Origin of the sequence: Micromonospora sp. CPCC 206171, assembly GCF_036906755.1 — a bacterium.
In the GTDB taxonomy this organism is placed as follows: domain Bacteria; phylum Actinomycetota; class Actinomycetes; order Mycobacteriales; family Micromonosporaceae; genus Micromonospora; species Micromonospora purpureochromogenes.
In genome coordinates this window covers 14589-30007 of sequence record NZ_JBAKHT010000021.1, presented here as the reverse complement: position 1 = coordinate 30007, position 15419 = coordinate 14589, and the positions used below count along the sequence as shown (strand labels likewise).

The following is a 15419-nucleotide window of genomic DNA, read 5'->3' as shown; positions in this document are numbered from 1 at the left end:
CGCAGATGGACAACCCGATGGCACCCGACCTCCCCGCCGACGACGGCATCGAGCCGATCGCGATCGTCGGGCTCGCCGCCCGGCTGCCCGGCGCGGCCGACGTCCGCCAGTTCTGGCGCAACCTGGTCGACGGCGTCGAGTCGGTCACCGAGCTGAGCCGGGAGGAGCAGCTGGCGCGCGGCGCCACCGCGGAGGAGGTCGACGACCCGGGGTGGGTCAACCGGGCGCCGCTGGTCGACGGGTACGACGAGTTCGACGCCGGGCTGTTCGGGATGACCGCCCGGGAGGCGGAGATCACCGACCCGCAGCACCGGCTGTTCCTGGAGAGCTGCTACACCGCGTTGCAGGACGCCGGATACGACCCGGCCCGCTACGACGGCGCGGTCGGCGTGTACGCCGGCACCGGCGGCAACACCTACCTGCACCGGTACGTCACCCGCAACAAGCGCGTCGGTGGCAACCCGCACGGGGCGGTCTCCATCGCCACCGGCAACTCGCCGAACTACGTGGCCACCAACGTGTCGTACCGGCTGGACCTGCGCGGGCCGAGCCTGACCGTGCACACCGCCTGCTCCACCTCGCTGGTCGCGTTCCACCTGGCCTGCGAGGCGCTGCGCAACGGCGAGTGCGACATGGCGCTCGCCGGCGGGGTCAACATCGAGCTGCCGCACGTCGGCTACCTGGGCATGGAGGGCTTCACCTCGCCGGACGGGCGGTGCCGGCCGTTCGACGCCGCCGCCAACGGCACGGTCTGGGGCAGCGGCGTCGGCGTCACCCTGCTCAAGCGCCTCTCCGACGCGATCGCCGACGGCGACGCGATCCGGGCGGTGGTGCTCGGCAACGCCATCAACAACGACGGCGCCGGCAAGGTCGGCTTCACCGCCCCCAGCATCGACGGGCAGATGGAGGCGATCGCCCAGGCCGTCGGGATGGCCGGGATCGACCCGCGCAGCATCAGCTACGTCGAGGCGCACGGCACCGGCACCGCGATGGGCGACCCGATCGAGGTCGCCGCCCTCTCCGCCGTCTACACCCGGGACACCGACGAGCGGGGCTGGTGCGGCATCGGCTCGGTGAAGTCCAACATCGGCCACCTCAGCCAGCCCTCCGGCATCGTCAGCGTGATCAAGACGGTGCTCGCGATGGAGCACGGCCTGATCCCGCCGAGCATCAACTTCGAGCAGCCGAACCCGGCGATCGACTTCGCCGACACCCCGTTCTACGTGGCGAACACGCTGACCAAGTGGGACACCGACGGCGGGCCGCGCCGGGCCGGGGTCAGCTCGTTCGGCATCGGCGGCACCAACGCCCATGTGGTGCTCCAGGAGGCGCCGGCGGCGTACCGGGCCGACCGCACGGTCCGCCCGGCGCAACTGCTGCACGTGTCGGCGAAGACCGCCACCGCCCTGGACACCGCCGTGCTGCGCCTCGCCGAGCATCTGGCGGGCACCACCGACGGCGGGCCGCAGCTGCTCGCGGACGTGGCGCACACCCTGCGGGTGGGCCGGCAGGAGTACCCGCACCGGGTCGCCGTGGTCGCCGCCGACCTGCCGGACGCGGTGACCGCGCTGCGCACCGCGCGCCGCCGCCAGTCCGGCGTCGTCGACGGCCCCGCGCCGCGCGTGGGCCTGCTCTTTTCTGGGCAGGGCTCCCAGTACGCCGGGATGGGCGCGCAGCTCTACGCCGAGGAGCCGACCTTCGCCGCCACCGTGGACGAGTGCGCCGAGCTGCTCCGCCCCGAGCTGGGACTGGACGTCCGTGACCTGATCCTCGGCCGCGACCCGGAGGCGGGGGAGCGGCTCACCGAGACCCGCTACACCCAGCCGGCCCTCTTCGTCGTCGAGTACGCCCTCGCCACCCTCTGGCTGCGGGCCGGGGTGCAGCCGGCCGCGATGATCGGTCACTCGATCGGCGAGTACGTCGCCGCCACCGTCGCCGGGGTGCTGAGCCTGCCGGACGCGCTGCGGGTGGTCGCCGCGCGGGGCCGGCTGATGCAGTCCCTGCCGGCCGGCTCGATGCTCGCCGTGGCGCTCGACGAGTCGGTGGTCGCGCAGCGCCTGCCCGAGGGGCTGGCCATCGCCACCGTGAACGGCCCGGGCACCTGCGTGGTGGCCGGCGAGAGCGACAAGGTCGCCGCGTTCGCCGAGACGATCAAGGGCAAGAGCAAGGCGCTGCGCACCTCCCACGCCTTCCACTCACCGATGATGGAACCGATCCTGGCCGAGTTCACCGCCCTGCTGGCGGGGGTGCCGCTGCGCCCGCCGGCGATCCCGTTCCTGTCCAACGTCACCGGCACCTGGATCACCGCCGAGCAGGCCACCGACCCGGCGTACTGGGCCGCGCACCTGCGCCGGCCGGTGCGCTTCGGCGACTGTGTGGCCGCGCTGCTCGCCGAGGGCACCTGGGCGTTGCTGGAGTGCGGGCCCGGCCGGCAGCTGGCCAACCTGGCCCGGATGCAGGTCGCCAAGGCCGGCCCGGTCCAGCGGGCGCTGACCCCGCTGGGCAGCCTGCCCGGCCCCGGTGAGCGCACCGGTGACCTGGCCACCCTGCTCACCAGCGCCGGCGCGCTCTGGTGCGCCGGCGTCGGGGTGCGGCTCGACGCCGATCCGGCCGCCCGCCGGGTGCCGCTGCCCACGTACCCGTTCGAACGCCGCCGCTACTGGGTGGACCCGGACCCGGTGGACCAGGCGCCCGCCGCGCCGGCGCAGCGCGCGCCGCGTCCGCTGCCGGAGTGGTTCGCCGTGCCGGTCTGGCGGCAGGCCGCCGCCGAGCCGCGGACCGCACCGCTGGGCCGCTGCCTGGTCCTGGCCGACGGTCCGCGCGGCGACGCGCTGGTCGCGGCGCTGCGGGCCGCGGGCGCCACGCCCACCGTGGTACGCGCCGGCGAGCGCTTCGCGGCGGTCGACGGCGGGTACCGGCTGCGGCCCGGCGTCCGCGAGGACCACGACGCCCTGGTGGCGGCGCTCGCCGCCGACCCGCCGGAGCGGCTGGTGCACGCCTTCGCCCTCGACGGCGACCCGGCCGGCACCGACGTCGCCGCCGCCTGGGCCGCCCAGGACCGGGGCTTCTTCAGCGCGCTGCACCTGGTGCAGGCGCTCGCCGGGGCCGGGCTGACCGCCGACGAGCGCGCCCGCACCCTCGACCTGGTCACCGCCGGCATCGGGGACGTGACCGGCGCCGACCTCGTCCGCCCCGAGCACGCCACCCTGGCCGGGCTGGCCCGGGTGCTCCCGGCCGAGCTGCCCGGGCTGGCGGTCCGACTGCTGGACGCCGACCCGGCCTCGTCCGACGTGGACACCCTCGTCGCCGAGCTGCGCCGGCCGGTCGACCCGGCCCGCGCCGAGCTGGCGCTGCGCGGCCCGCGCCGCTGGGTGACCGGCTACGAGCAGGTCACCATCGACGCCGAGGGCGAGCCGGGCGCGCTGCGCGCGGGCGGCCGGTACGTGATCACCGGCGGCCTGGGCGGCATCGGCGTCACCCTGGCCGAGGACTTCGCCCGGCGGGCCCGGGCGAAGCTGGTGCTGCTGACCCGTTCCGGCCTGCCGCCGCGCGAGCGGTGGGACGACCACCTGGCCGTGCACGGCGGCGCCGACCGGGCGGGCCGGGCGATCGTGGCGATCCGCCGGATGGAGGCGGCCGGCGCGTCGGTGCTGGTGCTCGCCGCCGACGTCACCGACCCGGCCGACCTGCGCCGGGTCCGGGCGGCCGCCGAGGCCGAGTTCGGCGGGATCGACGGCATCGTGCACGCCGCCGGCCTGCCCGGCGGCGGCATGGCCGAGGTCAAGGAGCGGGCCGAGGCGGAGCGGGTGCTCGCGCCGAAGCTCGCCGGCACGCTCGCCCTCGCCGAGGTCTTCGGCGACCTGCCGCTGGACTTCGTGGTGCTCTGCTCGTCGATCACCGCGGTCATCGGTGGCTTCGGCCAGGTCGACTACTGCGCGGCGAACAGCTTCCTCGACGCGTACGCCCGGGCCGGCGCGGGTTTCCGGGCGCCGGTGCTGTCGCAGAACTGGGGCGGCTGGGCCGAGGTGGGCATGGCCGTGGAGACCGACGCGCCGGCCGGCTTCCGGGCCGCCGGGCGGGACACCGTCACCCATCCGGTGGACCACCCGGTGCTCACCACGGCGGTGACCGGCCCGGACGGTGTGGTGCTGCACGGCCTGGTCTCCGCCGACACGCACTGGCTGCTGGACGAGCACCGCATCGGTGGCGTGCCGGTGGTGCCCGGCACCGCCCACCTGGAGTCGGTCCGGGCGGCGGTGGCCGCCGGGCTGCCCGCCCCGACCGGGGACGCGGCGGTGGAACTGCGCGACGTGGTCTTCCTGGAGCCGTTCTCGGTGCCCGACGGCACGGTCGCGCAGTACCGGATCGAGTTGACCCCTGCCGAGGACGGCGTGGACTTCGCGGTACGCAGCCTCGCCGCCGGGCAGCTGCGCACCCACGTACGCGGCGCGGCCGGCTGGACCGAAGAGCCGGCCCCGCCGGCCCGGGTGCCGGCGGTGATCGGCCGGCGGGTGGACGACGACGCCTCGTTCGGCCGGGGGCGCACCAGCATGCTGACCTTCGGGCCGCGCTGGGCCGCGCTGGCCGAGCACCACCTGGGCGCGGGGGAGGAGTTGGCCCGGATCGCCGCGCCCGCCGCGGCGGTCGGCGACCTGCCCTCGTGGGGGCTGCACCCGGCGCTGCTGGACGTGGCCACCGCGTTCGGCCGGGGCCAGGGCAACGGCACCTACCTGCCGCTGTCGTACGGGCGGATCGTGGTGCGCGGCAGCCTGCCGGCGGAGTTCCACAGCCATCTGCGGCACCGCGACAGCGCCACCGACGAGGTCGTCGCCGCCGACGTGTCCCTCCGGGACGCCGAGGGCCGGGAGCTGGTGGCGATCAGCGACTTCGTGCTGCGCCGGGTCGACCAGGGGGCGGTGACCGGCGGGCTGACCACAGCGGACGCACCGGCGCAGCCGGCCGCCCCGGAGCCGGGTGTGCCGACCGAGGACATCCGGCCGGTCGACGGGGCCGAGGCGTTCCGCCGCAGCCTCACCGCCGGCCTCGGCGCGCAGGTGGTGATCGCGACCCGGACCGTCGAGGACATCCGCGGCCGCGCCGCCCGGGTCACCACCGGGAGCCTGGAGACCGCCGACGAGCCGGCCCTCGCCGTCCCGGCCGGCGGCGTCGGTGGTTCCGCCGCGCCGCGTACCGAGCTGGAGCTCACCATCGCCCAGGTCTGGCGCGACGGGCTGGGGGTGGCCGAGGTGGGCGTGGACGACGACTTCTTCGCCCTCGGCGGCAACTCCCTGGTCGCGGTCCAGCTGATCGCCGCGATGCGCAAGGCGACGGGGGTACGGCTGCCGATGCGCAGCCTCTTCGAGACCCCGACCGTCGCCGGCCTGGCGGCCCGGATCGAGGAGCTGCGCGCCACCGCCGCGCCCGCCGACGAGCCCGCCCCGGCCACCATCCCCGCCATCCCGCGGCTGCCCCGCGACTGAGCGTCGAGAAACAGGAGTGACAGAGCAATGAGCGACACGATCGCCACGCTGCCGGTGGTCGTCGAGAACGACGGCACACCACTGACCGAGCTCGTCGACCGGCGGCGGACGGAGCTGCGCGCCGCGCTCGCCGCCCACGGCGGGCTGCTGTTCCGCGGCTTCGACGTCGGCGGGGTGGACGGCTTCGACCGGGTGGTCCGGGCGTTCTCCGGCGAGCCGCTGACCTACACCGAGCGGTCCTCACCCCGGCACGCCATCAAGGGCCGGGTCTACACCTCGACCGACTACCCGCCGGACGAGGAGATCTTCCTGCACAACGAGAACTCGTACCAGGCGCGCTGGCCGTTGACGCTGTTCTTCTACTGCATCAGCCCGCCGGACACCCTCGGCGCCACCCCGCTCGCCGACGTCCGCCGGGTGTACGCCGAGATCGACCCGGCGGTCCGCGAGGAGTTCGTCCGGCGGCGCTGGATGCTGGTGCGCAACTTCCACGCCGACTTCGGCACCCGCTGGCAGGACGTGTTCGGCACCGACGACCGGGCCGAGGTCGAGGCGTACGCGGCGGCGAACCGGATCCGGCTGGAGTGGGTCGGCGCGGACGGGCTGCGCACCCGGGCGGTACGCGACGTGGCGCACCACCGGCCCGGCTCGGACACCCCGCGCTGGTTCAACCACGCCACCTTCTTCCACGTGAGCACCCTCCCGAAGGACTACCAGGAGGGGCTGCTGGACATGTTCGGCGCCGACGGGCTGCCGGCGAACACCTACTACGGCGACGGCGGCGAGATCCCCGCCGACGTCATGGACCACCTGCGGGCCGCGTACCGGGCCGCCAGCGTCCGCTTCGACTACCGGCGCGACGACGTGCTGGTGGTCGACAACATGACCGCCGCGCACGGCCGGGAGCCCTTCACCGGGGCCCGCCGGATCGCCGTGGCGATGGCCGAACCGCACACCCCCGAGAGCGCTGGAGAGCACTGATGGCCGACTCCCGATTCCTGGTCGTCCGCAACGACGAGGAGCAGTACTCGATCTGGCCGGACGACCGGGAGCTGCCCGCCGGTTGGCACGACGCCGGCTTCGCCGGCACCCGCGAGGAGTGCCTGTCCCACGTGGACACCGTCTGGACCGACATGCGTCCCCGCTCCGTGCGGGAGGTGCCGTCATGACGCGGGAGTGGACGTTCCCGGCCTCCTTCGCCCAGGAGCGGGTGTGGATGGCCAACCAGCTGGACACCGCCTCGCCGGTCTACAACGTCTCCACCCCGTGGCGGTTCCCGGCCGGCATCGACGCCGACACCGCGAGCGAGGTCGTCGGCCGGGTCGTCGCCCGGCACGAGGCGCTCCGCACCCACCTGCGAATGGACGACGGCGCCCTGGTGCAGGTGGTACGCGAGCACGAGCCGGTCCGGCTGCCCGCCGACGACCTGCGCGACCTGCCCGAGGCCGAGCGGGCCGCCCGGCTCGCCGCCCTGTGCACCGAGCTGGCCCGTACCCCGATCCCACTGGACGCCCCGCCGCTGTGGCGGGCCCGGCTGGTCCGCCTCGACGACGCCTGGACGCTGCTGTTCGTGGTGCACCACGCCGTCTTCGACAGCCACTCGGCGGTGCTGCTGGTGGCCGAACTCGCCGCGTTCAGCGAGGCCGCGCTGACCGGCGCGCCCGCCGTCGTGCCCGAGCTGCCCATCCAGTACGCCGACTTCGCGGTCTGGCAGCGCGACCAGCTCACCGGCGCCGAGCTGGACCGCCAGCTCGCCTTCTGGACCGGCCAGCTCGCCGGGGCGCCGGCGGTCACCGGCCTGCCGCTGGACCGCCCTCGCCCGGCCCAGCTCGGCTTCGCCGGCGACGAGGTGCGCTTCGCCCTTCCCGACGGGCTGCTCGACCGGGTCGGCCGGCTCGCCGCGCAGTCGGCGGCCACCCCGTACATGGTGCTGCTCGCCGGGTTCGCCGCCCTGCTGTCGCGGATCTCCGGCGACACCGACGTGGTGGTCGGCGTCTCCACCGCCGGCCGGGACACCGCCGAGCTGACCCCGCTGATCGGCATGTTCGTCAACCCGGTGGCGCTGCGCTGCGACGTCGGCGGCGACCCGAGCTTCACCGAGCTGCTCGGCCGGGTCCGCGCCGGCCTGGTGGACGCGATGGAGCACGGCCAGACCCCGTTCCAGCGCATCGTCGAGGCGGTCGCCCCGCAGCGTGACCCCTCCGTGCAGCCGATCTTCCAGACCGCGCTGAACTTCATCCCCGACTCCGGGCTGGACCCGGCGGAGCTGGGCACCACCAAGGACGACCTCGCCTTCGACGTCACCACCGGCGAGAGTCGCCTGGTCTACCGCACCGACCTGTTCGACCGGGGCACCGCCGAGGCCGTGGTCGCCCGCTACCTGCGGCTGCTCACCGCCGCCGTCGCCGACCCGGAGCAGCCGGTCTCCGCCCTGCCGCTGCTCGACGAGGCCGAGCGGGACCTCGTCCTGCGGGCCTGGAACGGCGAGGACGCCGCCCCGGCGTTCCGCTCGGTCGTCGAGCGGGTGCAGCGGCAGGCCGCCGCCACCCCGGACGCGGTCGCCCTGGTCTGCGAGGGCGTCTCGCTCACCTACGCCGAGCTGAACGCCGCCGCCAACCGGCTCGCCCGGGTGCTGGTGGCCCGGGGAGCCGCCCCGGAGGCCCGGGTGGCGCTCGCCCTGCCCCGCTCGCCCGAGCTGCTGGTCGCCGTCCTCGCCGTGCTCAAGTCCGGCGCCGCGTACGTCCCGGTGGACACCGACTACCCGGCCGGCCGGATCGCGTACCTGCTCTCGGACGCGGAGCCGGCGCTGGTGCTGGCCCTGCCGGAGACCGCCGCGCTGGTGCCCGCCGGCGCGGTGGTGCTGGACGGGGAGGTCGGCGCCGACCAGGCCGACGGCGACCTGACCGACGCCGACCGCGCCGCCCCGCTGCGTCCCGACCACCCGGCGTACGTGCTCTACACCTCCGGCTCCACCGGCCGCCCGAAGGGCGTGGTGGTGGAGCACCGGGCCGTGGCCGCGTACCTGGCCTGGGCCCGGGACGCCTACCCGGGGCTGGCCGGTACCGCGCTGCTGCCCTCGCCGGTCTCGTTCGACCTCACCGTGACCGGCCTGCTCGGCCCGCTGACCGCCGGCGGCACCGTCCGGCTGGCCGCGATCGACTCGCCGCACGCCCGAGCCGGTGGCCGGCCGAGCTTCCTCAAGGTCACCCCGAGCCACCTGCCGCTGCTCGACACCGCGCTGTCGCCGACCACCGACCTGGTGATCGGCGGCGAGGCGCTCACCGGCGAGCAGGTGGCGGGCTGGCGGGCCGCGCACCCGGACGTGGCGGTCGTCAACGAGTACGGCCCGACCGAGGCGACCGTCGGCTGCGTCGCCGCCCGCGTCGCGCCCGGCCGGTCGTTGGGTGCCGGACCGGTGCCGATCGGTCGGCCCACCGCCGGGGCCCGGGTCTACCTGCTGGACGCCGCGCTCCAGCCGGTGCCGCCGGGGGTGGTCGGCGAGCTGTACGTCGCCGGGGAGCAGCTGGCCCGGGGCTACCTGCGCCGGCCCGGTTTCACCGCCGAGCGCTTCCTGCCCTGCCCGTACGGCCCGCCCGGCCGGCGGATGTACCGCACCGGCGACCTGGCCCGCTGGCGTACCGACGGCACGCTGGACTACCTGGGCCGTCGCGACGACCAGGTCAAGGTGCGCGGCATGCGGATCGAGCTGGGCGAGATCGAGTCGGCGATGCTGGCCCACCCGCAGGTCCGCGCGGCCGCGGTGGCGGTGCGCACCGACTCGGGGGAGCCGGCGCTGATCGGCTATCTGGTCGGCACCGCCGACGAGGCCGCCCTCGCCGCCGAGCTGGCCCGCGAGCTGCCGGCCCACCTGGTGCCGGCCGCGTTCGTCCGGCTGGACGCGCTGCCGCTGACCCCGAACGGCAAGCTGGACCGGGCCGCGCTGCCTCCGCCGCCGGCCACCGTGGGGCCCGACGGCTACGTCCCGCCGCGCACCGACGCCGAGACCCTGGTGGCCGAGGTGTACGCCGAGATCCTCCAGGTGGAGAAGGTCGGCGCGCTGGACGACTTCTTCGTCCTCGGCGGCAACTCGCTGCGCGGCATGCGGGCGATGGCCCGGATCCGCGCCGAGGTGGACGTCGACCTGCCGATGCGGGCGCTGTTCAGCAGCCCCGTGGTCGCCGACCTGGCCGCGCAGATCGAGCAGCGGATCGCCGCCGAGCTGGACGAGCTCTCCGAGATCGAGGTCGCCGCGTTGCTGGCGGCGGAGAAGGACAACCCCGCATGACGGACCTGAAGGATCCCGCCCGGGAGGCCGCCCGGGCGGCGCTGATCGCCCAGCGGCTGCGCCGGCGGCAGTCCTCGCCCACCGCCCGGATCACGCCGCGCCCGGAGGGCGCCGAGGTGCCGCTGTCGTACGCCCAGGAGCGGGTCTGGTTCATGGACCAGCTCGCTCCGGGCGAGGCGGCGTACCACATCGCGGTGCCGCTGCGGGTGCGCGGCCCGTTGGACGTCACGGCGCTGCGCGCCGCCCTGGCCGGGCTGACCGCCCGGCACGAGTCGCTGCGGACCCGCTTCCCGGCCGACGCCGACGGTCGCCCCACGGTCGTCGTCGCCGACTCCGTCGAGGTGCCGCTGACCATCGTGGACGCCCCCGACGAGCGGGCCGCGCAGGCGCTGGTGGACGCCGCTGCGGCCGAGCCGTTCGACCTGGCGGCCGGGCCGCTGCTGCGCGCCTTGCTGATCCGGCTCGCTGACGACCATGATCCCGCCTCCGGGCCGCAGGACGGCACTCCGGACCGGATGAACGCCGCCGACGACCACGTGCTCTTCCTCGGCCAGCACCACATCGTCGGTGACGGCTGGTCGGTGGACGTGCTGCTGCGCGACCTGATCACCCTGTACCGGGGTGGCGAGCCGCCCGCCCTGCCGGTGCAGTACGGCGACTTCGCCCACTGGGAGGCCCGGGAGCTGGACGGGCCGCAGGCCCGCGGGCACCTGGACTGGTGGCAGCGGCGGCTGGCCGGCATCACCCCGCTGGAACTGCCGCTGGACCGGCCCCGCCCGGCCACCCAGACCTACCGGGGCGACTTCGTCGAGTTCCAGGTCGACCGGGCGGTCACCGACGGGCTCGCCGCGCTCAGCCGCGCGTCGGGCGGGACCCTGTTCATGACCCTGCTCGCGGCGTACCAGGTGCTGCTGTCCCGGCACGCCGGGCAGGACGACTTCGCCGTCGGCGCCTCGGTCGCCGGCCGGTCCGCCCCCGAGCTGGAGGACGTCGTCGGCATGTTCATCAACATGCTGCCGATGCGCGCCGAGCTGTCCGGCGACCCGACCTTCACCGAGCTGCTGGAGCGCACCCGGCGGGCCGTGCTGGACGGCTTCGAGCACGCCGAGGTGCCGTTCGCGAAGGTGGTGCACGAGCTGGGGTTGCCCCGCGACGTCAGCCGGTCGCCGGTGTTCCAGGCGATGTTCGTCCTGCAGAACTACGAGATGGGCCGCTTCTCCGGCGTCTCCGACGCCGACGAGGTGAGCTTCCGCTGGACCCCGATGGAGCTGCGGGCCACCCGGTTCGACTTCGAGCTGCACGCCGTCGAGGTGCCCGACGGGATCTGGGGCAAGCTGGTCTTCAACACCGACCTGTTCACCCGCGACACCGTGGAGCGGATGGCGCGGCGGTGGACCACCCTGCTGGCCGCGATCGTCGCCGCGCCGGACACCCCGGTCTCGGCCCTGGACCTGCTCCCGCCCGCCGAGCGGGCGCTGCTGGCGACCTGGAACGACACCGCCGCCGACTTCCCGGCCACCCAGACGCTGCACGGGCCGATCGAGGAACGCGCCGCCCGCACCCCCGACGCCGTGGCGGTCACCATCGACGGCCGGTCGACCACGTACGCCGAGCTGAACGCCGCGGCCAACCGGGTCGCGCACCGGCTGCGCGCCGTCGGCGTGGGCCCGGAGACCCTGGTCGGCGTCTGCGCGGAGCGGTCGGTGGAGCTGGTCACCGGCCTGCTCGGGGTGCTCAAGGCCGGCGGCGCGTACCTGCCGCTGGACCCGGAGTACCCGGCGGACCGGTTGGCCTTCATGGTCGACGACGCCGCCGCGCCGGTGGTGCTGGTGCAGGAGCACCTGCGCGACGCGCTGCCGACCACCGGCGCCACCGTGCTGGCCCTGGACGATCCCGGGACCTGGGCCGACCAGCCCACCGACGACCCGACGCCGGCGGCGGCCCCGGAGCACCTGGCGTACGTCATCTACACCTCCGGCTCGACCGGCCGGCCCAAGGGCGTGCCGAACACCCACCGGGGCATCGTCAACCGGCTGGACTGGATGCAGCGGACCTACCGGCTCGGCCCTGACGACGCGGTGCTGCAGAAGACCCCGGCCAGCTTCGACGTCTCGGTCTGGGAGTTCTTCTGGCCGCTGCGCGAGGGCGCCCGGCTGGTGCTGGCCAAGCCCGGCGGGCACAAGGACGCCGGCTACCTGCGGGACCTGCTGGTCGCCGAGCGGGTCAGCACCGCCCACTTCGTCCCGTCGATGCTCACCGTCTTCCTCGCCGAGTCCGGCGTCGAGGCGGCGACGGCGCTGCGCCGGGTGATCTGCTCGGGCGAGGAGCTGCCGCCGGCCACGGCGGTCGACTTCACCGTCCGACTGCCGGGGTGCGAGCTGCACAACCTGTACGGCCCGACCGAGGCGGCCATCGACGTCAGCGCCTGGCGGTGCGACCCGGCGCTGCTGCCAGGCCTGACCACCGTCCCGATCGGCGCCCCGATCGCCAACCTGCGGCTGCACGTGCTCGACCCGGGCGGCAACCCCTGCCCGGTCGGGGTGGCCGGCGAGCTGCACATCGGCGGGGTGGGGCTGGCCCGCGGCTACCACCGCCGGCCCGCGCTCACCGCCGAGCGGTTCGTGCCGGACCCGTTCTCCGGCGAGCCGGGCGCCCGGCTCTACCGCACCGGCGACCTGGCCCGCTGGGTGACCGCCCCCGTCGCCGTTCCCGCCGAGCCGCCCGCCTCCGCGGCCGGCCCGGCAGCCGCCGCCGGCCGGCCCGGCGGGGTGATCGAATTCCTGGGCCGGATCGACCACCAGGTGAAGCTGCGCGGCCTGCGGATCGAGCTGGGCGAGATCGAGAGCGCGCTGCGCGAGCAGCCGGCGGTGACGGAGGCGGTGGTGATCGTCCGCGAGGACGCCCCCGGCGACAAGCGGCTCACCGCCTACCTGGTCGGCGCGGCCGAGCCCGCCGCGCTGAAGGCGGCGCTGAAGGAGACCCTGCCGGAGTACATGGTGCCGGCCGCGTTCGTCACCCTGGACGGCCTGCCGCTGACCCCCAACGGCAAGCTGGACCGCCGGGCGCTGCCCGCCCCGGTGGTCACCCGGGAGGCGTCGGTCGCCCTGGTCGAGCCGCGCGACGACACCGAGCGCCTGCTCGCCGGCATCTGGTCGGAGGTGCTGGGCGTGGCCACGCTCGGCATCGACGACGACTTCTTCGACCTGGGCGGGCACTCCATGCTCGCCACCCAGGTGGTGGCGAAGATCCGCAAGGCCGCGCACGGCGGGCGCGCCGTCGGGGTGATGGACCTGTTCCAGCAGCGGACGATCCGCGAGCTGGCCCGGTTCATGTCCGGCGGCGACGACGGCGGCGGCGGGCCGCGCCGGCTGCTCTACGAGCTGACCAGGCCGATCCCTGCGGCGCAGCGGGTGCTCAGCTACGTCTGCGTCCCGTACGGCGGGGGCAGCGCCATCGTCTACCAGCCCCTCGCGGACGCGCTGCCCGCCGGCCATGCCCTGTGGTCGCTGGCCATCCCCGGCCACGACGTCGGGCTCAGCGAGGACGGCCTGCCGTTCGAGGAGCTGACCAGTCGGGTCGCCGAGGAGATCCTGGAACGCGTCGAGGGCCCGATCGCCCTCTACGGCCACTGCGGCGTGGGCAGCGCGATCGTCGCCGAGGTGGCCCGCAAGGTGGAGGCCGCCGGCCGGGACCTGGAAGCGGTCTACATCGGCGCGATGTTCCCGTTCGCCCGCCCCCGGGGCGCCTTCGCCGCCCTGCGCAACCGGCTCGAACGGCTGCGCAGCAACCGGCACTACGCCAGCTGGCTCAAGTCGATGGGGGTGGACACCGACGAGCTGGACCCGGAGCAGGCCGACCGGATCATCAGCAACATGCGGGCCGACTCGCGGGCCTCCGAGGAGTACTTCACCGGCCTGCTCGACCGGGGCGCGACGAAGCTGCGCGCGCCGATCATCTCCGTGGTCGGCTCCGAGGACCCGGTGACCGACTACCACGCCGAGCGGTACGCCGAGTGGCAGTTCCTCAGCGACACCCTCGCCCTGGTGGTGCTCGACCAGGCCGGGCACTTCTTCCTCAAGTACCGCGCCGAGGAGCTGGCGGAGATCGTCACCCGGGTCCACCCGGCGGTGGCCGCCGGCGACGTCGCCGCCCTCACCCCGCCGGCCCGGGGCGCAGACGCCGGCTGGGCGGTCGCCGCCCACCAGCGCGCGGGCCGGTCCGGCCGGCCCGAGCAGACCGTGGTGAAACCCAGCATGGCCCGGTTCGTCGCGGTCACCGCCGGGCAGCTGGTCTCCACCACCGGCTCCGCGCTGACCGCGTTCGCGCTGCCCATCTGGCTGTTCACCCGGACCGGGTCGGTGGCCGACCTGGGCCTGCTCTGGGCGCTGGCGCTGATCTGCGGCGTGCTGATGCTGCCGGTGGCCGGCGCGGTCACCGACCGGGTCAGCCGCCGCCGGATCATGATGGTCGCCAGCTGCACCGCCGGGTCGATCCAGCTGGTGCTCGCCGCGCTGCTCTGGACCGACAACCTGGTCCTCTGGCATATCTACGCCCTGGTCGCGTTGAGCCAGGTCGCGGGCTCGTTCCAGCGGATCGCGTTCCAGTCGGCGGTGCCGCAGCTGGTGCCGAAGCGCTACCTCGGGCACGCGATGGGCATCACCCAGCTCTCCAGCGGCTTCGCGATGCTGCTGATGCCCGTCTTCGCCGCCGGCCTGCTCGCCGCCATCGAACTCAAGGGCATCCTGCTCATCGACGTGGCGAGCTACCTGGTGGCGGTGCTGACCCTGGCCGTGGTGCGCTTCCCGGACCTGCTCGGCTGGCGGCCCCGGGAGCGGCTGCTGGTGGCGATCGCCAACGGGCTGCGCTACTCCTGGCAGCACCGCGGCTTCCGGCTGATGCTGGGCTACTTCGCCCTGGGCAACATCTTCCTGGCCCCGGCGCTGGTGCTCACCACGCCGCTGGTGCTCTCGTTCGGCACCGCCACGCAGGTGGCGCAGGTGGCTCTGGCCGAGGCCTGCGGCGCGGTGGCCGGCGGCGTACTGATGTCACTGTGGGGCGGGCCCCGGCGCCGGCGGATGGTCGGCGTGCTGATCGGCAACCTCGGCACCGCCGTCGGCTGCGTGCTGGTCGGGCTGGACGCCTCGGTGACGATGGTCTGCGTCGGCATCTTCTGGCTGGCCATGGCGATGACCACCGCGCAGTCGATCTACGCCACGATCGTGCAGGTCAAGGTGCCGCAGCGCTTCCACGGCCGGGTGTTCAGCCTCAACCAGACCATCTCCTGGTCGACGCTGCCGATCGGCTTCGCGCTGCTCGCCCCGGCGGCGACCAGCCTCTTCGAGCCGATGCTCGCTCCGGGCGGGTCGCTGGCCGGGTCGGTGGGCGCGGTGATCGGCACCGGACCGGGCCGGGGGATCGGTTTCGCGTACGTCTGCTTCGGGCTGGCTCTGGTCCTGATCACCCTGGGCGGGTTCGCGATCCGGATGCTGCGCCGCTTCGACGTCGAGGTGCCGGACTCGCTGCCCGACGACCTGATCGGCGCGCAGGAGCGGCAGCGGCGGCTCGCGGAGCGGGCGGCGGCGCAGGAACGGGAGCCCGTGGCGGCGTGACCCGGCGTGGGGCCCTCCCTACCGGAGGGCTCCACCCCGGGCGGG

The 15419-nt window shown here is 75.1% G+C and carries 5 protein-coding genes; all 5 read left to right on the top strand.

Annotated elements, in window-relative coordinates; genetic code table 11:
• Positions 1-5 precede the first annotated feature (5 nt).
• The 5 genes from V6U89_RS22080 to V6U89_RS22060 are packed head-to-tail and all read left to right on the top strand — an operon-like array spanning position 6 to position 15374.
• Positions 6-5480 (top strand): type I polyketide synthase, encoded by a 5475-nt coding sequence (locus V6U89_RS22080; protein WP_334573253.1) that lies wholly within the window; start codon positions 6-8, stop codon positions 5478-5480.
• Positions 5481-5507: 27 nt separating this feature from the next.
• A complete protein-coding gene (locus tag V6U89_RS22075; protein WP_334573252.1) occupies positions 5508-6461 on the top strand; it encodes a TauD/TfdA family dioxygenase in 954 nt (317 codons plus the stop codon).
• Entirely contained in the window at positions 6461-6649 is a 189-nt protein-coding gene (locus V6U89_RS22070; RefSeq protein ID WP_334573251.1) for an MbtH family protein, read from the top strand. The genes V6U89_RS22075 and V6U89_RS22070 overlap by 1 nt, the downstream gene beginning before the upstream one ends.
• Positions 6646-9765, top strand: coding sequence for a non-ribosomal peptide synthetase (locus V6U89_RS22065; protein WP_334573250.1), 3120 nt, complete (start codon positions 6646-6648; stop codon positions 9763-9765). The genes V6U89_RS22070 and V6U89_RS22065 overlap by 4 nt, the downstream gene beginning before the upstream one ends.
• Positions 9762-15374 carry a non-ribosomal peptide synthetase/MFS transporter gene (locus V6U89_RS22060; RefSeq protein ID WP_334573249.1) on the top strand — a complete coding sequence of 1871 codons (5613 nt, stop codon included), beginning with the start codon at positions 9762-9764 and terminating at the stop codon, positions 15372-15374. The genes V6U89_RS22065 and V6U89_RS22060 overlap by 4 nt, the downstream gene beginning before the upstream one ends.
• Positions 15375-15419: the final 45 nt, after the last annotated feature.

Excerpts from the sequence above, each read along its gene's own strand:
- V6U89_RS22080 (WP_334573253.1), top strand. The coding sequence starts at position 6 with ATGGACAACCCGATGGCACCCGACCTCCCCGCCGACGACGGCATCGAG.
- V6U89_RS22075 (WP_334573252.1), top strand. The coding sequence starts at position 5,508 with ATGAGCGACACGATCGCCACGCTGCCGGTGGTCGTCGAGAACGACGGC.
- V6U89_RS22070 (WP_334573251.1), top strand. The coding sequence starts at position 6,461 with ATGGCCGACTCCCGATTCCTGGTCGTCCGCAACGACGAGGAGCAGTAC.
- V6U89_RS22065 (WP_334573250.1), top strand. The coding sequence starts at position 6,646 with ATGACGCGGGAGTGGACGTTCCCGGCCTCCTTCGCCCAGGAGCGGGTG.
- V6U89_RS22060 (WP_334573249.1), top strand. The coding sequence starts at position 9,762 with ATGACGGACCTGAAGGATCCCGCCCGGGAGGCCGCCCGGGCGGCGCTG.